Raw genomic sequence first — 22,583 nt, forward strand, 5'->3', positions numbered from 1 at the left:
GCAAACCCTTCCGGCCACAGCACCAGCGGCCGTTCCGACGGCCGCGCGGCGACCCACGCGTGGGGCATGAGACGGGGCCCGCCTCCGACGGAGGCGGGCCCCGGTGCGTCTCCTACAGACACTGCCGGGTCAGTCGATCGACGGCTTCTCGCGGCGGTCCGTGCTCGTGCTGTTGTTGCCGGCGGATCCCGAGCCACCGCTTCCGCCCGAACCCCCGCCCAACGGGCCGAAGTTGCCGATGGCGCCGGACAGGCCCTTCAGGGCGTCGCCGATCTCGCTGGGGACGATCCAGAGCTTGTTGGCGTCGCCCTCCGCGATCTTCGGCAGCATCTGCAGGTACTGGTACGAGAGCAGCTTCTGGTCGGGGTCGCCGGCGTGGATGGACTCGAAGACCGTACGGATCGCCTGGGCTTCGCCCTCGGCGCGCAGGGCGGCCGCCTTGGCCTCACCCTCGGCGCGCAGGATCTGGGACTGCTTCTCACCCTCGGCGGTGAGGATGGCGGCCTGGCGCGTACCTTCGGCGGTGAGGATCGCCGCGCGCTTGTCACGGTCGGCGCGCATCTGCTTCTCCATCGAGTCCTGGATGGAGGTCGGGGGCTCGATGGCCTTGAGTTCGACGCGGTTGACGCGGATGCCCCACTTGCCCGTGGCCTCGTCCAGGACACCGCGCAGGGCCGCATTGATCTCCTCGCGGGAGGTCAGGGTGCGCTCCAGGTCCATGCCACCGATGATGTTGCGGAGCGTGGTGACGGTGAGCTGCTCGATGGCCTGGATGTAGCTGGCGACCTCGTAGGTGGCGGCGCGGGCGTCGGTCACCTGGTAGTAGATGACGGTGTCGATGTTGACGACCAGGTTGTCCTGGGTGATCACCGGCTGCGGGGGGAAAGGCACGACCTGTTCGCGCAGGTCGATGCGGTTGCGGATGGAGTCGATGAACGGGACCACGATGTTGAGGCCCGCGTTCAGCGTCCGCGTGTAGCGGCCGAAGCGTTCGACGATCGCCGCGCTCGCCTGTGGGATGACCTGGATCGTCTTGATCAGGGCGATGAAGACCAGCACCACCAGAATGATCAGGACGATGATGATCGGTTCCATCGTGATTCCCCGTACCCCTTCTCCGCCATGACGCCCCGTCTTCTCCGCCTCGGCGCCGTGTGGAAGATCTTATGGTTGTTGAAGATCTTGCTGGTCGAGTCTGACAGACCCTCGCCTGCCTCGTGGGTCGTTCGGTTCAGTTGAGTCCCCCGAGGTCACATCACGATCGCCGTGGCGCCCTCGATGTCCACGACGTCCACTTCCTGGCCCACTTCATAGGTGAGTTCGGAGTCGAGGGCGCGGGCGGACCAGACCTCGCCGGCAAGCTTGATCCTGCCGCCCGAGCCGTCGACCCGCTCCAGGACGACAGCCTGCCTGCCCTTCAACGCCTCGATGCCGGTGGCGAGTTGGGGTCGCTGAGAGCGGTGCCTCGCGGCAATGGGCCGGACCACGGCGATGAGGGCGACCGAGACGATGGCGAAGACCACGACCTGCACCACGGCGTCGCCACCGAGACCACCGACCACGGCGGCCGCGACAGCTCCCACCGCGAGCATTCCGAACTCCGGCATCGCGGTGATCACGAGCCCGATGCCGAGCCCCGCCGCGCCGATCAGCCACCACACCCACGCGTCGATGTTCACATGGTCATGGTAGGCCGGGGGGCCGGTCACGGACAGGGCACAGAAGGGGCGGGGCCGGGCTCCGTGCGGGGTTTCGGAGGGTCAGGAAAGGGGCAGTCCCTGGGCCGTCCAGCGGTCGCCGACCTCCTCGACGACGAGCGGGAGGCCGAAGCACAGGGAGAGGTTGCGCGAGGTCAGCTCGAGCTCCAGCGGGCCCGCGGCGAGCACCTTGCCCTGACGGATCATCAGGACGTGGGTGAAGCCGGGGGCGATCTCCTCGACGTGGTGCGTGACCATGATCATGGAGGGCGCGATCGGGTCCCGGGCGAGGCGCCCGAGCCGGCGTACGAGGTCCTCACGGCCGCCGAGGTCGAGACCGGCGGCGGGTTCGTCGAGGAGCAGCAGCTCGGGGTCGGTCATCAGGGCACGGGCGATGAGGGTGCGCTTGCGCTCGCCCTCGGACAGGGTGCCGAACTTCCGGTCCTGGTATTCGCTCATGCCGAGGCGGTCGAGGAAGGCCTGTGCGCGCTGCTCGTCGACCTCGTCGTACTCCTCCTGCCAGCCGGCGGTCATGCCGTAGGCGGCGGTGAGCACGGTCTGCAGGACGGTCTGGCGCTTGGGGAGCTTCTCCGTCATGGCGACGCCGGCGACGCCGATGCGCGGGCGCAGCTCGAAGACGTCGGTGCCGGGCTTGCCGAGGGTCTCGCCGAGGATGGTTGCGGTGCCCATGCTGGGGAAGAGGTAGCTGGAAGCGACGTTCAGGAGGGTCGTCTTGCCGGCGCCGTTCGGGCCGAGGATCACCCAGCGCTCGCCCTCTTTGACCGACCAGGAGACCTGGTCCACCAGAGCGCGGCCCTCGCGGACCACGGATACGTCCTCCAGCTCCAGAACATCGCTCATGAGCGCGTTGTCTCCCCTTGCAGTGTGGCCAGTGTCGGCTCTCGCGTACGCCTGTGGGCGCGGTCCGCCACGCCTGTGGGCGCAGCCCCCCAAGAAATCTACGCCACCTGCCGCCCGGACCATTCCATAGGTCGGGTCCTTAGGGTGGGGGCATGCTCTCGGAACCACGCTCAGGACGACTGGCCGCATGGGGAAATGCCCTATTGGCCGGACTTGTGTCACCGGACGACGCCGCCGCGGCCATCGTCGGGGAGGACGCCTCGCACCGGGTCGAGGGGCTGCCGGGCGAGTCGGCGCGCGTCGGCCTCACGATCGCACTGGGGCGGCTGCGGTCGCTCGGGGCGTCCGGGCTGCGGGTCGCGCTGCCCGCGCCGGGACACCCGCTGGGCCTGAGCGGTCCGCCGGAGTTCAACGCCCGGGCGATGGAGGCCGAGGAGGCGGTGCTCTGCCACGGCGCCGCTTTCGGTCTGGTGCCGGAGATCCACGAGGCGGGACCGGACGGCGACGTCCACGTCGACGTCCTCTGGCACTGTCTGCCGATACGGGAGGCACCGCCCGCCGATGTGCCGTCGCTCGGGGAGGCCGAGCGGGAGCTGGCGGAGGCGCTGCGCGAGGCGACGGAGGTGCTGTCCCGGCTGGACGTGGCCGGGTCCGGGCCGGTGGCGGAGGCGGCGATCGACGCGTACCGGGCGCGGGCCGAGCGCGGCCGGAAGGTCCTGGCTCCGGGCTATCCGCCGCGGGCGGTGCGGGTGCTGGAGCTCGCCCAGCGGGTCGGGCTGCTGATCTCGGTGGCGTACGAGAACGGGCACGGGGGCGCGGTGAGCGCCTCCGAGATGGCGGCCCGCTCCCAGGCCCTTCGTCCGGTGGAGCGGACGGCCCGGCGGGCACAGGTCGCCGCGTACAACTCCGTCGTGGAGCAGCGCGAGATTCGGTGACCCGGGTTTCCTGAGTCGGTGATCGGGACTTCCCCGTGCCCGGCGTTCGGGTCACCGCCTCCAGAGCCGCGACCGTGCGGACCACGCGCACCGTCCCCGCACACCGGACGGGCCGACTGCCCCGGGCCGGTCATCGGGCCCGCGGCAGGAGGCGGATACGCCACCGGCCTCCCAGGCATCCCTGGGAGGCCGGGGCCGAGGGGACCCGGGAGTGGTCAGTGGTTGATGCCCAGGTTGCCGAAGGCCGGGTTCAGGACGCCGATCACATTCACGCTGTTGCCGACCGCGTTCACGGGGATGTGGACCGGGGCCTGGATGACGTTGCCCGAGACGACGCCCGGGGAGCCCTTGGCCTTGCCTTCGGCGTGCGCCCCCTCCGTGGCGGAGGCCAGACCGGCACTGGCGGCGACCAGGCCACCGGCCACCATCGTGACGGCAACGGCCTTCTTCAGGTTCTTCACTGTCTGAGCCCTCTCCTTACGCTCACTGCGGCAGACGCCGCAGCACGCCTTGGAGAACGCCGGAGATCCACCGAGGATGCGCCATGGGAGGGACGTACACCCGACGGTATGAAGATCCGGTCAGCCGTTTACTCCATGGCGCACCGCCCAGAGCGCGGCCTGGGTGCGGTCCGCGAGGTCGAGCTTCATCAGGATGTTCGAGACGTGGGTCTTCACCGTCTTCTCCGACAGCACCAGCGCGCGGGCGATCTCCCGGTTCGACCGGCCGTCCGCGATCAGCCCCAGCACCTCGCGCTCCCGGTCGGTCAGCGACCCTGTCCTCCCCTGGCCGGCGTGGGTCTCCTCCTGGGACAGGAGCGCGCCCGCGACCTCCGGTTGCAGAAGGATGTGGCCCGCGTGCACCGACCGGATGGCTCCGGCGAGCGCGTCGGGGTCGACGTCCTTATAGACGTACCCGGCGGCGCCCGCGCGCAGGGCGGGGACCACCGTGCGTTGCTCGGTGAAGCTGGTGACGATGAGCACGCGCGCGGGGTTTTCGAGCTCGCGGAGCCTGCGCAGCGCGTCGATGCCGTCCACACCCGGCATCTTGATGTCCATGAGGACGACGTCGGGCTTCAGCTCCTCGGCACGGGCCACTCCCTCCGCGCCGTCGGACGCCTCTCCGACGACCTCGATGTCGTCCTGAACCTCGAGGAAGGTGCGCAGCCCCCGGCGGACCACCTGGTGGTCGTCGACGAGCAGCACCTTGATTGCGTCAGCCACCAGGGACCTCCATCTCGATCGTGGTGCCCTTCCCGGGCGCCGATGCCACGGTCAGCGTGCCGCCCACCCCGCCCGCCCGGTCACGCATGGAGACCAGTCCGAGGTGGCGGCCCGCACGGCGTATCGCGGTGGGCTCGAAGCCGTCGCCGTCGTCCGTGACCCGCAGGACGGCGCCGGGACCACGCTTCTCCAGGGTCACATCGACCTGCTGTGCACCGGAGTGCCGCAGGGCGTTGTGCAGGGCCTCCTGGGCGACGCGCAGCATCGCCTCCTCCTGGGCGGCCGGCAGGGCACGGACACCACGACCGATGAAGGTCACGCGCGCGGTGTGGGCGCGGTCGAGGACCTGTACCTGGGTGCGCAGGGTGGCGACCAGGCCGTCCTCGTCGAGGGCGGCGGGGCGCAGCTCGACGACCGCGGCACGCAGTTCGTCGGCGGCCTCCGCGGAGAGCGCGGCCACCTGCTGCAGTTCGCCCTTGGCGCGGCCCGGGTCGCGGTCGATCAGGGCGGCCGCAGCCTGGGCGGTGAGCCGCAGCGAGAAGAGCTTCTGGCTGACCGCGTCGTGCAGCTCGTGGGCCAGCCGGGAACGCTCCTCGGCGATGGTCAGTTCCCTGCTGCGCTCATACAGACGTGCGTTGGTCAGGGCGATGGCGGCGTGCTGGGCAAGGATCGAGAGCAGTTCCTCGTCGTCCTCGGTGAAACCGCACCCACCCTCCGGCTTCGGGCACTTCTTGTTGGCCAGGAAGAGCGCACCGATGATCTCGTCGCCGGCGCGGATGGGCAGCCCCAGGAAGTCGGACATCTCGGGGTGGGCGCTCGGCCAGCCCTCGAACCGGGGGTCCTCGCGGACATCGGCGAGCCGCTCGGATTTCGCCTCGTGCAGCATCGCGGCCAGGATGCCGTGCTGGCGCGGGAGCGGGCCGATGGCCTTCCACTGCTCGTCGGTGACGCCGTCCACCACGAACTGGGCGAAGCCGCCGTGATCGTCCGGCACGCCCAGCGCCGCATACTCCGCGTCGAGCAGCTCACGGGCCGAGGCGACGATCGTCTTCAGGACGTCGCGCACCTCGAGGTGCCTGCTCATGGCCAGCAGCGCGGAGCTCACCGCGTACAGGCCCGACCGGGGTCCATGGCTCATGACCTCACCGTACCCGTGGGATGTGACCGTGCGTATCCGACCTGTGCGGGCTCCCTCTGGTCCGCTGGGCCTAGGGCGAAGGGCCCCGGATCGTTGCGGCCCGCGTCCGAGGCGGCCGGGGCGGTGCCGTTCCTACGTTGAGGTCACCGCCGATCATCGGCGGACGGGCAATGAGGGGACGATGGTCATGCCGGTTGCGATCATTACGGGCGCTTCGAAGGGGCTCGGAAGGGAGCTCGGTGCGGCGCTGGCGGAGCGCGGCTGGGACCTGGTGCTGGACGCCAGGACCGCGCCGGTTCTGTGGGGAACGGCCAAGGACCTGGCCTCGTACGGAACGCGGGTGAAGGCGCTGCCCGGGGACGTCACGGACGCCGGGCACCGGGCGGCCCTGGTGGCGGCGGCCCGGGAGCTGGGCGGGCTCGATCTGCTGGTGAGCAACGCGAGCGCACTGGGCGCGGAGCCACTGGTTCGGCTGGAGGAGCTGGCGCCGGACGGTCTGCGACGGGCGCTGGAGGTGAACGTGGTCGCCGCGCTGGGCCTCGTCCAGGAGGCGCTGCCGTTGCTGCGGGCGTCGAGCACGGGCACGGTGATCGCCGTCAGTTCGGACGCGGCAACCGAACCCTACGAGACATGGGGCGGCTACGGGGCGTCGAAGGCGGCGCTCGACCATCTGGCGGCGGTGCTCGCCGTGGAAGAGCCGGGATTGCGGGTGTGGGCGGTGGATCCCGGGGACATGGCCACCGACCTGTACGCAGCGGCCGTACCGGACGACGACGATCCGCGTCCGGCGCCGCAGTCCGTGGTGCCCGCGTTCCTCTGGCTGCTGGAGGAGCGGCCGGCCAGTGGCCGCTACGGTGCGCCCTCGCTGCTGGAGGGGCGGTGAAAACGGCGATGGGGGTGCCTTCGGCGGGACGCGTCCGAGAGTGGGGGAAGGTTCCCGAGGAGCTGTCCGCGCGGGTCCCGGCCGAGGAGCGCGGACCGGGCCTGGACCGGGATTCGGTGCGACTGCTGGTCTCGTGCGGCACCGAGGTGACGCATCACACGTTCGCGGAGCTGCCGCGGCTGCTGCGGGCCGGGGACCTGCTCGTCGTCAACACCTCACCCACGCTGGCGGCGGCGGTGGACGGGCGGCTCGGGAACACGCCGGTGGTGGTGCACTTCTCGACGCGCGGGGACGACGGGCGGTGGGCCGTGGAGCTGCGGGATCCGGACGGGCGGGGTACCTCGCGCGCGCGTAAGTCAAGCTGGGCGCGAAGCGCTCATCACAAGGGTGGCGGCGGGCGACGGGCGGGCGGGCCCGCGGGCACAGTGGTGCGGCTGCCGGGCGGCGTACGGCTCCTTCTGGAGGAGCCGCTGTCCGGGCCGAGCGACCGGCTGTGGTGGGCCACCCTCTCCGACGGCGACCCCGCTCGGCTGCTGGGCCGGCACGGGCGCCCCATCCGGTACTCCTACACGGAGCGGGACCAGCCGCTGTCCGTGTACCAGACGGTCTTCGCCCTCCCGTCGGCCGAGGGCACGGGCAGCGCGGAGATGCCGAGTGCCGCGCGGCCCTTCACCGCGCGGATGGTGGCGGAGCTGGTGAGCCGGGGCGTGCAGTTCGCCCCGATCACGCTGCACACGGGGGTGGCGTCGGTGGAGTCGCACGAACCGCCGTACCCGGAGCGCTTCGCGGTGCCGGAAGCGTCGGCACGGTTGATCAACGCCATGTGTGCGGATCGGGAAGGGCACGAAGCGCGTCCTGGTGGGGGGCGAGTGGGCGGCAGGGTGATCGCGGTCGGTACGACGTCCGTACGGGCCGTGGAGTCGGCCGTCGATGCGGACGGTGCCGTACGGGCGCGGGAGGGCTGGACCGATCTCGTGGTCACGCCCGAGCGCGGGGTGCGGGTGGTCGACGGGCTGCTGACCGGGCTGCACGAGCCGGAGGCGTCACATCTGCTGATGCTCGAGGCGATCGCCGGGCGGGCGGCCGTCGACCGTGCTTACGGGGCGGCGCTCGCCGGACGGTACCTGTGGCACGAGTTCGGTGACGCCCACCTCATCCTGCCCCGGAATTCGCATCACACTATGCATTGCTTGAGCAACCATCAGTAAAGATTCCCCGTGCCCGATGTGAGGACGCACATAGGACCCACGTCACATACGAAGGTGCATAGGACTGCGACAGGTCCCTTTTGAACGGGGAAGACGGGGCGTTCTGCCCCGTTTTGCCCTTCCTGTGCGCACTATCGGGGTTAGTACGTCGCACCGTTGCCTGGGGTTTTTGCGGCCGCTAAGAATTGCTCCCGTCGCTCGGCGCCGCCGGTCTGTACCCGCGGCGCTTGTGCTGGAACATCCAAAGTCCCACCGGCACCAGAGCGACCTCCGCGCAACTCGAAGAGGTCACTCAGTCATGCCCCAGATCACCAGTATTCGTAGCCGTGCTCGTGCGCTGACCAAGACCCAGAAGCTGTCCGCCGCCTGCTGCGCCGGCCTCGGTGTCGCCACTCTCGCGATCACCGCCACGCCGAGCGAGGCGCAGACCACGACTCACGAGGCCCCGGCCGTCGCCTCGGCTCCGGTGACCATCGGCAACCAGCCGGCCAAGGACGTCAAGGCCAGCATCACCGACCAGATGGCCTCCTCCATGCTGAAGGCCGAGGCCATCGCCGCGAAGCAGCAGGCCGCCGACCAGGCCGCCAAGAAGCTGAACGCCCAGAAGGCGCAGCAGGCGGCCCAGAAGGCGGCCCAGCAGCGCAGCACGGAGCAGGCCGCGAGCCGCTCCGCGGAGCGCGCCCCGGTCCGGCAGGCCGCCCCCAAGTCCTACGCCAACAACCTCGACGGCTGGATCCGCCAGTCGCTCGACATCATGGCGGACAAGGGCATCCCGGGCTCGTACAACGGCGTGTACCGCAACATCATTCGGGAGTCCTCGGGCAACCCGATGGCCATCAACAACTGGGACATCAACGCCCGCAACGGCATTCCCTCCAAGGGTCTGCTCCAGGTGATCGACCCGACCTTCCGTGCATACCACGTGCCCGGCACGTCGTGGAACATCTACGACCCGGTCGCGAACATCACCGCCGCCTGCAACTACGCGGCGCACCGCTACGGTTCGATGGACAACGTCAACAGCGCATACTGAGGCCTGCGCGGACCTCTTCCCGCTGAGCAGAAGAAAGGGCGGCACCCCCTGACGGGTGCCGCCCTTCCACGTGCTCCGGGAGCGACTACTTCCGCATGACCTCGGGCTCGTGGCGGCGCAGGAAGCGGGCCACGAGGAAGCCGCAGATCACACCGATGGCGATCAGGGCAGCCATGTCCAGGGTCCAGGCCCCTGCGGTGTGATCCCACAGCGGGTCCGTGTTGGACGGGTCGTTCGTGTTCGGTGCGATGTTGTTGAAGTCCAGCGTCGCACCGGCGGCACCCACCGCCCAGCGGGACGGCATCAGATACGAGACCTCGTTGACGCCGACCGCCCCGTTCAGGGTGAAGAGACAGCCGGTGAAGACGACCTGGATGATGGCGAACATGACCAGCAGCGGCATGGTCTTCTCGGCTGTCTTCACCAGCGCGGAGATGACCAGCCCGAACATCATCGACGTGAAGCCCAGCGCCATGACCGGCAGACACAGCTCGAACAGTGTGGAGCCGCCCAGGACGACGCCTTCCTGGGGGATCTCGCGGCTGGAGAAACCGATCAGGCCGACCATGAGGCCCTGCAGCACGGTGATGGCGCCGAGGACGAACACCTTCGACATGAGGTACGCGGAGCGGGACAGACCGGTGGCGCGCTCCCGCTCGTAGATGACCCGCTCCTTGATCAGCTCACGGACGGAGTTGGCGGCGCCCGCGAAGCACGCGCCGACCGCGAGGATCAGCAGGACCGTGGTGGCCGTGCCGTTCGGGACGGGCACTCCGGTCTTGGGGTTGACCGGGTTGACCAGCAGGCCCTTGTCCGAGTCGATGAGCAGGCTGACCGCGCCGAGCACCGCAGGCAGGATCACCGTCAGTGCCAGGAAGCCCTTGTCGGAGGCGATGACCGCGACGTACCGCCGGATCAGGGTGCCGAGCTGGGAGAACCAGCCCTGCGGCTCGGGCGGCTTGATCGCCTGCGGCGGCGGCATGTGGACCGACTGCGGGGCCACGGCGTCGATGTCCGCGGCGTACATCTGGTAGTGCTGCGAGCCCTTCCAGCGGCCCGCCCAGTCGTAGTCGCGGTAGTTCTCGAAAGCGGAGAACACATCGGCCCAGGTCTCGTAGCCGAAGAAGTTCAGTGCCTCCTCCGGCGGGCCGAAGTAGGCGACGGAGCCGCCGGGCGCCATCACGAGGAGCTTGTCGCACAGCGCCAGCTCGGCCACCGAGTGGGTGACGACGAGGACCGTACGGCCGTCGTCGGCCAGACCGCGCAGCAGCTGCATGACGTCGCGGTCCATACCGGGGTCGAGACCGGAGGTCGGCTCGTCCAAAAAGATCAGCGACGGCTTGGTGAGCAGTTCCAGGGCCACCGAGACGCGCTTGCGCTGGCCACCGGAGAGGGAGGTGACCTTCTTCTCCTTGTGGATGTCCAGCTTCAGCTCGCGCAGCACCTCGTCGATCCGCGCCTCGCGCTCGGCGGCCGTGGTGTCGGCGGGGAAGCGCAGCTTGGCCGCGTACGTGAGGGCCTTCTTGACCGACAGCTCCTTGTGCAGGATGTCGTCCTGCGGAACCAGACCGATGCGCTGGCGCAGCTCGGCGAACTGCTTGTACAGGTTCCGGTTGTCGTAGAGGACGTCGCCCTCGTTGGCGGGGCGGTAGCCGGTGAGGGCCTTCAGCAGCGTCGACTTGCCGGAGCCGGACGGTCCGATCACCGCGATCAGCGACTTCTCCGGGACGCCGAAGGAGACGTCCTTGAGAATCTGCTTGCCGCCGTCGACCGTGACGGTCAGGTGGCGGGCGGAGAAGGAGATCTCACCGGTGTCGACGAACTCCTCGAGGCGGTCGCCGACCAGACGGAACGTCGAGTGCCCGACACCGACGATGTCGTTCGGGCCGAGCAGCGCCGAGCTGCCCTTGCCGATCGGCATACCGTTGACGAACGTGCCGTTGTGCGAACCCAGGTCGCGGATCTCGAAACGGCCGTCGGGCGTGGCGTGGAACTCGGCGTGGTGGCGGGAGACCTGGAGGTCGGAGACGACCAGATCGTTCTCCAGCGCACGGCCGATACGCATCACTCGGCCCAGGGCGAGCTGGTGGAACGTGGTCGGGCTGCGATCGCCGTAGACCGGTGGCGCCCCCGCGCCACCACCGGGCCCCTGCTGCTGCGGGATCTGCCCGCCGGCCTGCTGCGGCGTCTGCTGTGCCCGGCCGGCGTCGACGCCCGGGGCCGCGTGCGGCTGTTGGCGGGGCTGGGCCTGCGGGGTGGCGACGGCGGCCGCCGCACCGGACAGGTTCAGGCGCGGTCCGTCGGTCGCGTTGCCCAGATACAGGGACGAGCCCGGACCGATCTCCTGCTGGTGCACCCGCTGGCCCTGCACGAACGTGCCGTTGGTGCTGCCGTGGTCCTCGATGACCCAACTGCGCCCGTTCCAGCCGATCGTGGCGTGGCGCCAGGAAACCCTGGCGTCCTCGAACACGATGTCCCCCTGCGGATCGCGTCCGAGGGTGTATCGCCTGGACGCATCCAGCGTCCAGGTGCGTCCGTTCCATTCGAGTACGAGTTCAGGCACTCCATGCCCCACTGAGTTGTCCCCCGGGTTACCCCCAACACAGGGAGTCTAGGGATGTCGAACATCGTGGGGAACTATTTCAGGCTCAGCCCTCCGACCGAAAGTCAGACCGTGTGACGAGCGCCGTACGCCCCTGGGAACGCGTCCCGTTGACGACGGTGAAGCCGGACCGGAGAGTGGTAATCCCCCGTGAGGGGGTATCCGCGGTGGAAGGCCGCGGCGCGGACCGGGGGGCCTGCATGAGCATCGAGACCGCGAAAGACGGCAGGAGGCTGCCGTGGACGGATGTGCTGCTGTCCGCGATCGCCTCCGTGAGCTGGGCGTTGATCGGGATGGCGGGGACCGCGGCGCTCGGTCTGCATCTGCTCCGGGCGGATGCGGCGGGCGCACTCGGCCCGATGACCGCGGCCGTGGTGGCACTGGGGGCGAACGGAACGGTCAAGCCGTCCGGGGATGTGTCGGCGTTCGGCCTGAGGGGGGCGGAAGCGACGACCGCCATGGACATCGCGCCACTGGGTGTGGGGCTGGTGGGCGCGCTCCTGCTGTGCTGGTTCTTCCTGCGCTTCTTGCGTGCGGCGGGAGTTATGGTCTCACCGGCCGAACTCCTGGCCCGGGCGGGCGCGGTGGTCGTGCTGTTCGTAGCGATGCTGGGCGGTCTCTCCTGGGCCGGCCACGACGTCATCACCATCGACGGAGACTCACTGGGGCTGGGCGAACTGCCCGGCGCGGGCGGCAGCGGGAGCGTCGGCATCCCCGGGCTCGGGAACATCGGGGGCCTGCTGCCGAGCCGGATCGGCGACCTCATCGAGGCGAAGGCCGCGGTCGGCTTCACCGTCGACACGTTACCCACGCTGCTGGGAGGCGCCGCCTGGGCCGCCGGGGTCCTCGTGATCGCACTGCTCGCCTCCCGGCACACACCGCTGCCACGCGGCTGGGAAGCGGTGCACCGCGTGATGCGTCCGGCCTCGTCCGCACTGGTGACCGTGGTGCTGGTCGCGGTGGTCGCCGGTCTCGCGGCGGCAGCCTACGCGGCGGTCGGCGACGACCATCCGGCGCGGATCGCGGGGGCGGCGCTGTTGGGTGCGCCCAACGGGGTGTGGCTGGGTGTCCCGATCGGCCTGTTCGTACCGTGGGACGGACAGGCCACGGGCGAGCTGGCGAAACTGCTGCCCGACCCGCTGGACCGGCTGCTGAGCGTGCGGACGGACCAGCCCGTCACCCTGGGGCGCCTGTCCGAACTGGACGGCAGGGTGTGGCTGCTCGCGGTCGCCGCGGCGCTCATGATGCTCTTCGCGGGCGTGCTGACCGCAGTACGTACGCCGCTCGTACGATCCCGGGATGCCGCGGCCGTACCGGGCCGGGCTCCTTCCGCCGCAAGCGGCCGGGGTCCCCTCGGCTTCGCAGGGCACTGCGCCCTGCGGCTCGGCATCGTGACGGCACTGGCACTGCCGCTGCTGGCCTGGCTGACGGATGTGTCCGTGGACGCCTCGCTGTCGGTGTTCGGATTCGATGCGTTCGGCGCCGGCATCGAGTTGCACGGGCATGTCGGCATGGCCGTGCTGCTGGGTGCGGTATGGGGCGCGGGAGCCGGGGCGGCGGGGGCGCTGCTCGCGTACGCGGCTGGGGCGGCGGGGAGTCGAGCGGCGCCCTTGGCACGCGCTGCCTCAGGGTGGGCGGCGACCACGCCGGCGTCGTACCCGACGATGCCGCACGGCGCGGGCCCCTATGTGCAGAGCAGGCCGCATCGCCCGCCCAACCCCGACACGAATCCCTATCTACGGCTGCCGGAAGAGCTGCGCGAACCGGAGGACGCACGGCCCCCTGGGACACCCCCCGACGCGAGCGCGCCACGGTCCGCTCCCGGGGATGTGTACGGAGCACCCACGGTGGCCCAGCCGATCGAGCCGCCGTCCCGGTTCTCACCGCGGCGGAACGGGCGGACGCCGTCGTCCCGGGACGAGGGCCCGCCCCCGCCGCCCCCGCCTCCGGGGCCGAGCGGACGCGGCTGACCCGACCGGGTCACGGGCCGCGGCACACCCGCGCCCGACGCCCGCGTCACCGGTGCGGACCTGCTCTGCTCCCTTCCCCGCCGCTCAAGACGTACGTCATCTGCCCGCCACGCACTGTTCCCCGTCCGCTGGTCGGGCCGGGAACGCATGGGCACTGAGTGCCGGATACGGTGGGAAGCACCATGAGCGCATCGCAGACCTCCGACGCCCCCACGCTCCTTGTCAAGATCTTCGGCAAGGACCGGCCCGGTCTGACCGCGGGCCTGTTCGACACCCTCGCCGCCTACAGCGTCGACGTCGTCGACATCGAGCAGGTGGTCACCCGGGGCCGGATGGTGCTGTGCGCGCTCGTGACCGTGCCCCCGTCCGGGCTCGAGGGTGATCTGCGGGCCACCGTCCACAGCTGGGCGGAGTCCGTGAAGATGCAGGCGGAGATCATCTCCGGCATCGGCGACAACCGGCCGCGGGGCCTCGGACGCTCCCTGGTCACCGTGCTCGGCCACCCGCTGACCGCCCGGTCGACGGCCGCCATCGCCGCTCGCATCGCCGCGACCGGCGGCAACATCGACCGCATCTTCCGCCTCGCCAAGTACCCTGTGACAGCCGTCGAGTTCGCGGTGTCCGGCGTCGAGACCGAGCCACTGCGCACCGCGCTCGTGACCGACGCCGCGGCACTCGGCGTCGACGTGGCCGTCGTGGCGGCGGGTCTGCACCGCCGCGCGCAGCGTCTGGTCGTCATGGACGTGGACTCGACGCTCATCCAGGACGAGGTCATCGAACTGTTCGCGGCGCACGCCGGCTGTGAGGCGGAGGTCGCCGAGGTGACGGCGGCCGCCATGCGCGGTGAGCTGGACTTCGAACAGTCACTGCACGCGCGCGTGGCGCTCCTCAAGGGACTGGACGCGTCGGTGGTGGACAAGGTGCGTGCCGAGGTCCGGCTGACCCCGGGCGCGCGCACCCTGATCCGGACGCTGAAGCGGCTCGGCTTCCAGGTGGGTGTCGTCTCGGGCGGGTTCACCCAGGTCACGGACGATCTGAAGGAGCGGCTGGGGCTCGACTTCGCGCAGGCCAACACGCTGGAGATCGTCGACGGGAAACTGACCGGCAAGGTCGTCGGGGACATCGTGGACCGGGCGGGCAAGGCGCGGCTGCTGCGCCGGTTCGCCGCCGAGGCGGGTGTGCCGCTGGCGCAGACCGTGGCGATCGGTGACGGGGCCAACGATCTCGACATGCTGAACGCGGCCGGTCTGGGCGTCGCCTTCAACGCCAAGCCCGTTGTCCGCGAGGCCGCGCACACCGCGGTGAACTTCCCCTTCCTGGACACCGTCCTCTATCTGCTGGGCGTCACCCGGGAAGAGGTGGAGGCGGCGGACACACAGGACGCCCCCCACTGAGTCCGGGCCGGACCGGCATGTGCACATACGTGGCGGTGGCCCCGGCGCCCGGACGGGTGCCGGGGCCACCATCACGTTCCGTAGGGTTACTCGCTCGGCGCCCAGTAGTCGATCAGCGTGGCCGTGCCCGGCTCCAGCGACTTCCACTCGGCGTCGAAGCCGAGAACCGCGAAGGCGGCCGCAGGGAAACCGCGCCGGCTCATCCGCTCGCGGGCCTCGTCGTCGGCCGCTTCGGCGAGCACCTCGGCGAGGCCCTGGATGCCCGGATTGTGGCCGATCAGGATCACGTTCCGGACGTCGTCGGGTGTTTCGTTGAGCAGGGCGATCAGCTCGCCGGGCGAGGCCTCGTAGAGCCGCTCCTCATAGACGGTTTTCGGCCGGTGCGGAAGCTCCGGGACCGCGAGCTTCCAGGTCTCGCGCGTGCGCGTCGCGGTGGAGCAGAGGGCCAGATCGAAGTGGATGCCGGTGTCGGCCAGCTTGCGTCCGGCGACGGGCGCGTCCTTGCGGCCCCGGTCAGCGAGCGGACGCTCGCGGTCGGGCACCTGCGGCCAGTCGGCCTTCGCATGCCGAAGGAGGACAATCCTGCGGGGTTCTGCGGAGCTCATGGGTCCCAGCTTCGCATGAAACACGCCAGGGAGCGCAGGGAGTTGGCGGCGCCGGGCGCGCGCCCGCGCCCGGGTGGCTCATCCGTTCGCCCGACCGCGCTCACCTGGCAGGACGACGCGGTCACCGGTGGACGGGCGGTGTCGGCGCATCTCCGTCGGGCGACGTCAGGACGCGTGGTGCGTCACGCTCTGCTGGACGCGCTCGAGGAGGTGGCTGAGAGCGGGGTCGCCGCCGCTCGCGTCCGCCGGGTCGAGTATCAGCGCCAGCAGAACGATGAAGGCCAGCGTGGGCAGGGCGAGGGCCCACCAGGGCAGCCGGATGTCGACGCCGCCCGTGGTCGCCGGGCCGGGCCGGGTGTGCGTAGGGGCCGACATGTCTGCCTCCGTGGGTCTTCGGGTCCCGTGGTCCGCCCCTCGCGGCCACACTTCGAAGGTAGGGACTCGGCGGCCCTCAACCCATCCGGTGATCCACCCACTTGACCCTGACACTGCCCCCCTAGGGGATGGTGGGGACAGCCCCACCACCGGCGCGGGACGCGGACCCCCGTGCCGGCGTTCGCGAGAGGGCGGCGGCCCGTCCGGGGCGCGGCCTGGCACACGGGCGTCCCGCGCCTTTCGCCACGGTGAGATGCACGGCGGACACGGAGGCGAGGCTCAGGGGCCCTCGGTGCCTTCCGTCATGACGGCACGCGGGAGCCCTCGGCGCCGTCGGTCAGGGCGATGCGATCGTCGCGATGACGGCGATGATCACGAAGATGGCGAAGAACGTGCCGAAGACGAGCAGCATCTTCCGCTGGCCGTTCTGGGGGTTCGGGTCGAGCACGGGCATGCCGTCAGTCTCCCACTTCTTCGCCGCCCGGGCTCCGGCGGGGTCGGTGCTGCACGGCGGTCCGGCCGTCCTGCCGTGCGGCTGTCTCGTCCTCCACCGTGCGGTCACGGCCCGCCAGGACCCCCACCACGACCTGCGGCACCATCAGCCCGGCCATGAGCGCGAGCGGCAGGCCCCATCCGCCGCTGCTCTGGTAGAGGACTCCCACCAGCAGCGGCCCCGGGATCGACAGCAGATATCCGGTGCTCTGCGCGAACGCCGACAGCTTGGCCACCCCCGCGCTCGTGCGTGCCCGCATCCCCACCATGGTCAGCGCGAGCGGGAAGGCGCAGTTGGAGACGCCCAGCAGCAGTGCCCATGCCCAGGCGCCGCCCGCCGGGGCCCAGTACAGGCCCGCATACCCGGCGAAACCGCACACGCCGAGGGCGATCACGATCGGGCCCTGGTGCGGCAGCCGGGATGCCAGCCGCGGAATGACGAAGGCCAGGGGCACACCCATCACCATCGTGACGGCGAGGAGCACGCCGGCCGTGCCGGCGGCCACCCCGGCGTCACGAAAGATCTGCGCCATCCAGCCCATCGTGATGTAGGCGGCGGTGGCCTGGAGCCCGAAGAAGACGGCCAGTGCCCAGGCGGTACGACTGCGGGTGATCCGCAACCCATCATCGGGCTCGCCCCCATCGAAACCGGCGGCGGAAGCGCCGTCCGCGGGACCGGCGCCCGCGGCGCGCACGAAGGGAATCCACGGCAGTACGGCCGCCGCCGACAGTGCCCCCCAGATCGCGAGCCCCGATTGCCACCTGCCGCCCAGCGCGTCGGTCAGGGGCACGGTGACCGCAGCCGCGGCGGCGGTGCCGAGGGCGAGCGCCATCGAGTACAGGCCGGTCATGGCGCCCACCCGGTCAGGGAACCAGCGCTTGACGATCACGGGCATCAGGACGTTGCTGACCGCGATCCCCATCAGGGCGAGCGCACTGGCGGCCAGGAAACCGCCGGTGCTGCCGACGTAGGGGCGCAGCAGCAGGCCCGCGCTGATCGCGGCCATGCCGGCACAGACCACGGCACCCGGTCCGAAGCGGCGGGCGAGCCACGGCGCCATGACACCGAAGACGGCGAAGCAGAGTGGGGGCACGGAGGTGAGCAGACCCGCGACGCTGCCGCTCATGCCGAGCTCGTCACGCACCTCCTCCAGAAGGGCGCCGAGGCTGGTGATGGCGGGGCGCAGGTTGAGTGCGGTGAGGACGATACCGAGGACCAGGAGACGCATCGTCCACACCCGCGGGGCGGACGCCGCGCCCCCACTCGCCGACCCGGTGGTCCTCGTCGTCGCGCCGGCCGGGCTGCGCATCGGTACGGACGTCGTTCCGGTCTGCTCCTCAGCCATGAAGAACATCATAGAATCATGGGATGATTGGCTGTCCACTCCGGCTGCGTTACGCTCCGGACCTCCGGCCCCGTCATCAGGCCCACACGAAGGACCGTCATGCCGCTGAGCCACCCCCGCCGGTCCGCACTGGCCGAGCAGGTCATCGCCGAGTTGCGCAAGCAGATCACCTCGGGCGAATGGCCGGTGGGCTCCCGCATCCCCACCGAGCCCGAGCTCGTCGAGCAGCTCGGGGTCGCGCGCAACACGGTGCGCGAGGCGGTCCGCGCACTCGCGCACAACGGTCTGCTGGACATCCGCCAGGGGTCGGGCACCTACGTGGTCGCGACCAGCGAGCTGGCAGGCGTGATGCACCGGCGGTTCGCCGACGCCGACCCGAACCACATCGCCGAGCTGCGCTCCATCCTGGAGTCGGGAGCCGCCCAGCTGGCCGCCGAGCGGCGCACCGAGCGCGACCTCAAGCAACTCGACGCGCTCCTTGTGCGCCGCGAGGAGGCCTGGGAGTCCGGGGACGCGGAGGCGTTCGTGACCGCCGACGCCACCTTCCACATGGCGGTGGTGGCCGCGTCCCACAACGAGGTCATGACGGCGATGTACGCGGATCTCGGCGAGGTGCTGCGGGACTGGCTGCGCGACGACGTCGGCGAGGAGCTGACGCCGGAGACCTACATGGATCACACGCGGCTGCTGAACGCCGTCCGGTCGGGTGACGCCGCCGCGGCGGCCGCGGAGGCCGCGAGCTATCCGTTCATGTGCCGTCCGGGGCGTCCGAAGCCCGCCGGCCGCTGACCGCGCCTCACCGTGCGTGGCCGACCCACGCCGAGCGCACGTTCTCCCAGCACCGTCCGCTCAGCCGTACGGTCATCGCCGGCCCGGCCTCCACCGGGGCGGTGTCGGTGTCGAGGTCCCACCAGCGGTCGCACTCGATGTGCAGACTCACGTGATCGGTGTCGGGATAGGGGTTGTGGCAGTAGGCGACGACGTCGGACCCGGTGACGCCGACACGGCACTCGGCGCCGAACGGCTGCGGGTCGGGGGTCTTTTCGCTCTTCACGCGCGCGTGAAGAGCGGGATGCACCACGCGCGCCCGCGGCATGGAGTCGTACGGCAGAACCGCTAGCAGCGCGAGGGCGAGGAAGGCCGGAGCGAAGCGGCGGGACAGGCGCACAAGGGGGACCTCCTGGGGGCCGTTCGGCTGCGGGGCGGTGCGTACTCCCAGCGTGCGTGCTGCACGGCCGGCGGGCCCGTGTCAGTTGCTCCGAACGGGCGATGCCCCACTTCCCGCGCTTGCGGGAAACGGGGCATCGACCCGGTACACCGACAGGCCCACCACGACACGCGAGCGCTTGCGCGCTCGACCGCCCGCCGCTCTTGGAGGCTCAGGCGCCGATGGCGTGCAGACCGCCGTCCACGTGGACGATCTCCCCGGTGGTCTTCGGGAACCAGTCGCTGAGCAGGGCGACGACGCCGCGGCCCGCAGGCTCGGGGTCCGTGAGGTCCCACTCCAGGGGGGCGCGGGTGTCCCAGACCGAGGCCAGCTCCGAGAAGCCCGGGATGGACTTCGCGGCCATGGAGCCGATGGGGCCGGCGGAGATGAGGTTGCAGCGGATGTTCTGCTTGCCGAGGTCGCGCGCCATGTAGCGGTTGGTGGCCTCCAGGGCGGCCTTGGCGGGGCCCATCCAGTCGTACTGCGGCCAGGCGTACTGCGCGTCGAAGGTGAGGCCGACGACCGAGCCGCCGTTCTGCATCAGCGGCAGGCAGGCCATGGTCAGCGACTTGAGGGAGAACGCCGAGACGTGCATGGCGGTGGACACGGACTCGAACGGCGTGTTCAGGAAGTTGCCGCCGAGGGCGTCCTGCGGGGCGAAGCCGATGGAGTGCACGACACCGTCCAGACCGCCCAGCTCCTCGCCGACGATGTCGGCCAGGCGCGCGAGGTGCTCGTCGTTGGTCACGTCGAGCTCGATGACCTTGGTGGGCTTCGGCAGCTTCTTGGCGATGCGCTCGGTCAGCGTGGGCCTCGGGAACGCGGTCAGGATGATCTCGGCGCCCTGCTCCTGGGCCAGCTTCGCGGTGTGGAACGCGATGGACGACTCCATCAGCACACCGGTGATCAGGACGCGCTTGCCCTCGAGAATTCCGCTCATGGTGATCAGTGACCCATTCCCAGTCCGCCGTCAACCGGGATGACGGCTCCAGTGATGTACGAGGCGTCGTCGGAGGCGAGGAATCGCGCCGTCGCGGCGATCTCCTCCGGCCGCGCGTACCGGCCGAGCGGCACCTGCGACACGATGCTCTGGCGTTGCTCGTCGGTGAGCACCTTGGTCATGTCCGTGTCGACGAAGCCGGGAGCGACGACGTTGAAGGTGATGTTGCGTGAGCCCAGCTCACGGGCGAGGGAGCGGGCGAAACCGACCAGGGCCGCCTTGGAGGCGGCGTAGTTCGCCTGCCCCGCGGAGCCGAGGAGCCCCACGACCGACGAGATCAGCACCACGCGGCCTTTCTTGGCGCGCAGCATGCCGCGGTTGGCGCGCTTGACGACGCGGAAGGTGCCGGTCAGGTTGGTCTCGATGACCGAGGTGAAGTCCTCCTCCGACATGCGCATCAGAAGCTGGTCCTTGGTGACGCCGGCATTGGCGATGAGCACCTCGACCGGGCCGTGCTCGGCCTCGATCTGCTTGTAGGCCTGCTCCACCTGCTCGGTGTCGGTGATGTCGCACTTGACCGCCAGGAAGCCCGCCGGCGGCTCACCCGAGCGGTATGTGATCGCGACCTTGTCGCCGGCGTCGGCGAACGCGCGGGCGATGGCGAGGCCGATGCCCCGGTTGCCTCCAGTGACGAGAACCGAGCGGCTCAACGGATCACCCTTTCGATAGCGGTCTGTGACCCCTGCAGGACAGGCGCCCTCGTCGAAAACCTATCTGGCCGGGCCGCGGAGCGGAGAAGCGGGCACCGACAGTGGTCCACGGGAGTCGCTGTCGGATCCCTACAGAAGGGGGTCCTGGATCCGCCCTGGACCGGTCACCGACTGCGACGGTCCGGCCCGCCCGGCGGAAAGGTGTGGTCCGCGCACCCGCTCGCGCGACATGATCGGACCGACAGGCCACAACAGCAGGGAGACCTCCGTGCCTCATTCCATCGACGAAGCCTTCACGGCACTGCCGCTGCGGGTCCTGGCCGACGCCGCGCTGGCCCGTGCGCGCTCGCTCGGGGCCGAGCACGCGGACTTCCGGTTCGAGCGGGTGCGCAGTGCCGCGTGGCGGTTGCGGGACGGCAAGCCCTCCGGGTCGTCGGACACCACCGACCTCGGCTACGCGGTACGGGTCGTGCACGGCGGGACCTGGGGCTTCGCCTCGGGTGTCGATCTGACGCCGGACGCCGCCGCCAAGGTCGCGTCCCAGGCGGTGGCGATGGCGAAGCTGTCGGCCCAGGTGATCAGGGCGGCGGGGTCCGACGTGGGCGCACCGCCCACGCCTTTCGGGCAGTGGGGGAGAGTGGAGCTGGCGGACGAACCCGTGCACGCCGAGAAGACGTGGGTGTCGTCGTACGAGATCGACCCTTTCACCGTGCCCGACGAGGAGAAGACCGGGCTGCTGACGGACTGGAGCGCGCGACTGCTGGCGGCCGACGGCGTCAACCACGTGGACGCCTCGCTTCTGACCGTTCACGAGAACAAGTTCTACGCCGACACCTCGGGGACCGTGACCACCCAGCAGCGCGTGCGGCTGCACCCTCAGCTCACCGCGGTCTCGGTCGACGAGTCGACCGGCGAGTTCGACTCCATGCGCACCCTCGCGCCGCCGGTCGGCCGCGGCTGGGAGTACCTGACGGGCACCGGCTGGGACTGGGACTCCGAGCTGGAGCGGATCCCCGAGCTGCTCGCCGAGAAAATGCGTGCGCCGAGCGTCGAAGCCGGCGTGTACGACCTGGTGGTCGACCCCTCCAACCTGTGGCTGACCATCCACGAGTCCATCGGGCACGCCACCGAGCTGGACCGGGCGCTCGGCTACGAGGCCGCCTACGCGGGCACCTCCTTCGCCACCTTCGACAAGCTGGGCAAGCTCAAGTACGGCTCCGAGCTGATGAACGTCACCGGTGACCGCACCGCCGAGCACGGCCTCGCGACGATCGGATTCGACGACGAGGGCGTCGAGGGCCAGTCCTGGGACCTGGTCAAGGACGGGACGCTGGTGGGCTACCAGCTGGACCGTCGTATCGCCAGGCTGACCGGGTTCGGGCGCTCCAACGGGTGCGCGTACGCGGACTCGCCCTCGCACGTGCCGGTGCAGCGCATGGCCAATGTGTCGCTCCAGCCGGATCCGGGCGGGCTGTCCACCGAGGATCTGATCGGTGGCGTGGACCGCGGCATCTACGTGGTCGGGGACCGTTCCTGGTCCATCGACATGCAGCGGTACAACTTCCAGTTCACCGGCCAGCGGTTCTTCAAGATCGAGAACGGGCGCATCACGGGTCAGCTGCGCGATGTCGCGTACCAGGCGACGACCACCGACTTCTGGGGCTCCATGGCGGCCGTCGGCGGTCCGCAGACGTACGTCCTCGGCGGCGCCTTCAACTGCGGCAAGGCCCAGCCCGGCCAGGTCGCGGCCGTCTCGCACGGCTGCCCTTCGGCCCTCTTCAAGAGCGTCAACATTCTGAACACCACGCAGGAGGCCGGACGATGACCGCCCGTACCGACAAGCCGCACGAGATCGTCGAGCGCGCCCTCGAGCTGTCCCGAGCGGACGGGTGTGTCGTCATCGCCGACGAGCACTCCACCGCCAATCTGCGGTGGGCGGGCAACGCGCTGACGACGAACGGGGT

Annotated in this window: 22 protein-coding genes and 1 pseudogene; 9 read left to right on the forward strand and 14 right to left on the reverse strand. The window is 70.5% G+C overall.

Annotation, left to right across the window (positions count from 1 at the left end):
- Positions 1-129 precede the first annotated feature (129 nt).
- The 3 genes from VXC91_RS29565 to VXC91_RS29575 all read right to left on the reverse strand — a co-directional run bounded on the left by VXC91_RS29565 (position 130) and on the right by VXC91_RS29575 (position 2,558).
- Positions 130-1,095, reverse strand: coding sequence for an SPFH domain-containing protein (locus VXC91_RS29565; RefSeq protein WP_329510411.1), 966 nt, complete (start codon positions 1,093-1,095; stop codon positions 130-132).
- A gap of 155 nt (positions 1,096-1,250) precedes the next feature.
- A complete protein-coding gene (locus VXC91_RS29570; RefSeq protein ID WP_329510412.1) occupies positions 1,251-1,679 on the reverse strand; it encodes an NfeD family protein in 429 nt (142 codons plus the stop codon).
- 81 nt (positions 1,680-1,760) lie between these two features.
- A complete protein-coding gene (locus VXC91_RS29575) occupies positions 1,761-2,558 on the reverse strand; it encodes an ABC transporter ATP-binding protein (RefSeq protein WP_329510413.1) in 798 nt (265 codons plus the stop codon).
- Positions 2,559-2,710: 152 nt separating this feature from the next.
- Between VXC91_RS29575 and VXC91_RS29580 the strand changes: the two genes are divergently transcribed.
- A complete protein-coding gene (locus tag VXC91_RS29580) occupies positions 2,711-3,493 on the forward strand; it encodes a hypothetical protein (RefSeq protein WP_329510414.1) in 783 nt (260 codons plus the stop codon).
- 215 nt (positions 3,494-3,708) lie between these two features.
- Here the strand turns inward: VXC91_RS29580 and VXC91_RS29585 are convergent, their stop codons facing one another.
- From VXC91_RS29585 to VXC91_RS29595, 3 genes are all read right to left on the reverse strand, one after another.
- Entirely contained in the window at positions 3,709-3,954 is a 246-nt protein-coding gene (locus tag VXC91_RS29585; protein WP_329510415.1) for a chaplin, read from the reverse strand.
- Positions 3,955-4,074: 120 nt separating this feature from the next.
- On the reverse strand, positions 4,075-4,716 hold the full coding sequence (locus VXC91_RS29590; RefSeq protein ID WP_329510416.1) for a response regulator transcription factor: 642 nt from the start codon (positions 4,714-4,716) through the stop codon (positions 4,075-4,077).
- Complete coding sequence (locus VXC91_RS29595; protein WP_329510417.1) at positions 4,709-5,854, reverse strand: GAF domain-containing sensor histidine kinase; 1,146 nt, start codon at positions 5,852-5,854, stop codon at positions 4,709-4,711. Before VXC91_RS29595 ends, VXC91_RS29590 begins: the two co-directional genes overlap by 8 nt.
- Before the next feature lie 187 nt (positions 5,855-6,041).
- On the opposite strand from VXC91_RS29595, the gene VXC91_RS29600 reads away from it, so the two are divergent.
- From VXC91_RS29600 to VXC91_RS29610, 3 genes are all read left to right on the forward strand, one after another.
- Entirely contained in the window at positions 6,042-6,737 is a 696-nt protein-coding gene (locus VXC91_RS29600) for an SDR family NAD(P)-dependent oxidoreductase (RefSeq protein WP_329510431.1), read from the forward strand.
- An 8-nt stretch (positions 6,738-6,745) separates the two neighbouring features.
- A complete protein-coding gene (locus tag VXC91_RS29605) occupies positions 6,746-7,945 on the forward strand; it encodes an S-adenosylmethionine:tRNA ribosyltransferase-isomerase (RefSeq protein WP_329510432.1) in 1,200 nt (399 codons plus the stop codon).
- A 298-nt stretch (positions 7,946-8,243) separates the two neighbouring features.
- Positions 8,244-8,978, forward strand: coding sequence for a transglycosylase SLT domain-containing protein (locus tag VXC91_RS29610; protein ID WP_329510418.1), 735 nt, complete (start codon positions 8,244-8,246; stop codon positions 8,976-8,978).
- A gap of 85 nt (positions 8,979-9,063) precedes the next feature.
- Here the strand turns inward: VXC91_RS29610 and VXC91_RS29615 are convergent, their stop codons facing one another.
- Positions 9,064-11,541, reverse strand: a complete 2,478-nt coding sequence (locus VXC91_RS29615) for an ABC transporter ATP-binding protein/permease (protein ID WP_329510419.1) — start codon at positions 11,539-11,541, stop codon at positions 9,064-9,066.
- Positions 11,542-11,780: 239 nt separating this feature from the next.
- Here VXC91_RS29615 and VXC91_RS29620 point away from each other — a divergent pair, with 239 nt between their 5' ends.
- Together VXC91_RS29620 and serB are read left to right on the forward strand one after the other, a co-directional pair.
- The gene (locus VXC91_RS29620) at positions 11,781-13,550 is read left to right on the forward strand and encodes a streptophobe family protein (RefSeq protein ID WP_329510420.1); all 1,770 of its coding nucleotides are present in this window, start codon (positions 11,781-11,783) and stop codon (positions 13,548-13,550) included.
- Between the two features lie 182 nt (positions 13,551-13,732).
- Positions 13,733-14,944 carry a phosphoserine phosphatase SerB gene (gene serB, locus VXC91_RS29625; protein WP_329510421.1) on the forward strand — a complete coding sequence of 404 codons (1,212 nt, stop codon included), beginning with the start codon at positions 13,733-13,735 and terminating at the stop codon, positions 14,942-14,944.
- An 86-nt stretch (positions 14,945-15,030) separates the two neighbouring features.
- Here the strand turns inward: serB and VXC91_RS29630 are convergent, their stop codons facing one another.
- From VXC91_RS29630 to VXC91_RS29645, 4 genes are all read right to left on the reverse strand, one after another.
- The gene (locus VXC91_RS29630) at positions 15,031-15,549 is read right to left on the reverse strand and encodes a SixA phosphatase family protein (RefSeq protein WP_329510422.1); all 519 of its coding nucleotides are present in this window, start codon (positions 15,547-15,549) and stop codon (positions 15,031-15,033) included.
- 165 nt (positions 15,550-15,714) lie between these two features.
- Positions 15,715-15,924 carry a hypothetical protein gene (locus VXC91_RS29635; protein ID WP_329510423.1) on the reverse strand — a complete coding sequence of 70 codons (210 nt, stop codon included), beginning with the start codon at positions 15,922-15,924 and terminating at the stop codon, positions 15,715-15,717.
- 337 nt (positions 15,925-16,261) lie between these two features.
- Positions 16,262-16,378: an SGM_5486 family transporter-associated protein gene (locus VXC91_RS29640; RefSeq protein ID WP_329510424.1), complete on the reverse strand. Its 117-nt coding sequence runs from the start codon at positions 16,376-16,378 to the stop codon at positions 16,262-16,264.
- 4 nt (positions 16,379-16,382) lie between these two features.
- Positions 16,383-17,762 (reverse strand): CynX/NimT family MFS transporter, encoded by a 1,380-nt coding sequence (locus VXC91_RS29645; RefSeq protein WP_408057504.1) that lies wholly within the window; start codon positions 17,760-17,762, stop codon positions 16,383-16,385.
- A gap of 99 nt (positions 17,763-17,861) precedes the next feature.
- On the opposite strand from VXC91_RS29645, the gene VXC91_RS29650 reads away from it, so the two are divergent.
- Positions 17,862-18,551: a FadR/GntR family transcriptional regulator gene (locus VXC91_RS29650; protein WP_329510426.1), complete on the forward strand. Its 690-nt coding sequence runs from the start codon at positions 17,862-17,864 to the stop codon at positions 18,549-18,551.
- A gap of 7 nt (positions 18,552-18,558) precedes the next feature.
- Here the strand turns inward: VXC91_RS29650 and VXC91_RS29655 are convergent, their stop codons facing one another.
- The 3 genes from VXC91_RS29655 to fabG all read right to left on the reverse strand — a co-directional run bounded on the left by VXC91_RS29655 (position 18,559) and on the right by fabG (position 20,619).
- Entirely contained in the window at positions 18,559-18,930 is a 372-nt protein-coding gene (locus VXC91_RS29655; RefSeq protein ID WP_329510427.1) for a hypothetical protein, read from the reverse strand.
- A gap of 211 nt (positions 18,931-19,141) precedes the next feature.
- Positions 19,142-19,909, reverse strand: a complete 768-nt coding sequence (gene fabI, locus VXC91_RS29660) for an enoyl-ACP reductase FabI (protein ID WP_329510428.1) — start codon at positions 19,907-19,909, stop codon at positions 19,142-19,144.
- A 5-nt stretch (positions 19,910-19,914) separates the two neighbouring features.
- Positions 19,915-20,619 (reverse strand): 3-oxoacyl-[acyl-carrier-protein] reductase, encoded by a 705-nt coding sequence (fabG, locus tag VXC91_RS29665; RefSeq protein WP_329510429.1) that lies wholly within the window; start codon positions 20,617-20,619, stop codon positions 19,915-19,917.
- Positions 20,620-20,848: 229 nt separating this feature from the next.
- Between fabG and VXC91_RS29670 the strand changes: the two genes are divergently transcribed.
- Together VXC91_RS29670 and VXC91_RS29675 are read left to right on the forward strand one after the other, a co-directional pair.
- Positions 20,849-22,444 carry a TldD/PmbA family protein gene (locus VXC91_RS29670; RefSeq protein ID WP_408057507.1) on the forward strand — a complete coding sequence of 532 codons (1,596 nt, stop codon included), beginning with the start codon at positions 20,849-20,851 and terminating at the stop codon, positions 22,442-22,444.
- Positions 22,441-22,583 (forward strand): annotated as a pseudogene (locus VXC91_RS29675) (TldD/PmbA family protein); the annotation flags it as partial. The gene VXC91_RS29670 and the pseudogene VXC91_RS29675, both read left to right, overlap by 4 nt.

Origin of the sequence: Streptomyces chiangmaiensis (assembly GCF_036281785.1) — a bacterium.
Lineage (GTDB): Bacteria > Actinomycetota > Actinomycetes > Streptomycetales > Streptomycetaceae > Streptomyces > Streptomyces chiangmaiensis.

Coding starts and splice junctions, on each gene's coding strand:
- VXC91_RS29600 (WP_329510431.1), top strand. CDS start 6,042: ATGCCGGTTGCGATCATTACGGGCGCTTCGAAGGGGCTCGGAAGGGAG.
- VXC91_RS29635 (WP_329510423.1), bottom strand. CDS start 15,924: ATGTCGGCCCCTACGCACACCCGGCCCGGCCCGGCGACCACGGGCGGC.
- VXC91_RS29565 (WP_329510411.1), bottom strand. CDS start 1,095: ATGGAACCGATCATCATCGTCCTGATCATTCTGGTGGTGCTGGTCTTC.
- VXC91_RS29595 (WP_329510417.1), bottom strand. CDS start 5,854: ATGAGCCATGGACCCCGGTCGGGCCTGTACGCGGTGAGCTCCGCGCTG.
- VXC91_RS29610 (WP_329510418.1), top strand. CDS start 8,244: ATGCCCCAGATCACCAGTATTCGTAGCCGTGCTCGTGCGCTGACCAAG.
- VXC91_RS29640 (WP_329510424.1), bottom strand. CDS start 16,378: ATGCCCGTGCTCGACCCGAACCCCCAGAACGGCCAGCGGAAGATGCTG.
- fabI (WP_329510428.1), bottom strand. CDS start 19,909: ATGAGCGGAATTCTCGAGGGCAAGCGCGTCCTGATCACCGGTGTGCTG.
- VXC91_RS29605 (WP_329510432.1), top strand. CDS start 6,746: ATGGGGGTGCCTTCGGCGGGACGCGTCCGAGAGTGGGGGAAGGTTCCC.
- VXC91_RS29575 (WP_329510413.1), bottom strand. CDS start 2,558: ATGAGCGATGTTCTGGAGCTGGAGGACGTATCCGTGGTCCGCGAGGGC.
- VXC91_RS29580 (WP_329510414.1), top strand. CDS start 2,711: ATGCTCTCGGAACCACGCTCAGGACGACTGGCCGCATGGGGAAATGCC.
- VXC91_RS29670 (WP_408057507.1), top strand. CDS start 20,849: ATGATCGGACCGACAGGCCACAACAGCAGGGAGACCTCCGTGCCTCAT.
- VXC91_RS29645 (WP_408057504.1), bottom strand. CDS start 17,762: ATGGCTGAGGAGCAGACCGGAACGACGTCCGTACCGATGCGCAGCCCG.
- VXC91_RS29620 (WP_329510420.1), top strand. CDS start 11,781: ATGAGCATCGAGACCGCGAAAGACGGCAGGAGGCTGCCGTGGACGGAT.
- serB (WP_329510421.1), top strand. CDS start 13,733: ATGAGCGCATCGCAGACCTCCGACGCCCCCACGCTCCTTGTCAAGATC.
- VXC91_RS29650 (WP_329510426.1), top strand. CDS start 17,862: ATGCCGCTGAGCCACCCCCGCCGGTCCGCACTGGCCGAGCAGGTCATC.
- VXC91_RS29630 (WP_329510422.1), bottom strand. CDS start 15,549: ATGAGCTCCGCAGAACCCCGCAGGATTGTCCTCCTTCGGCATGCGAAG.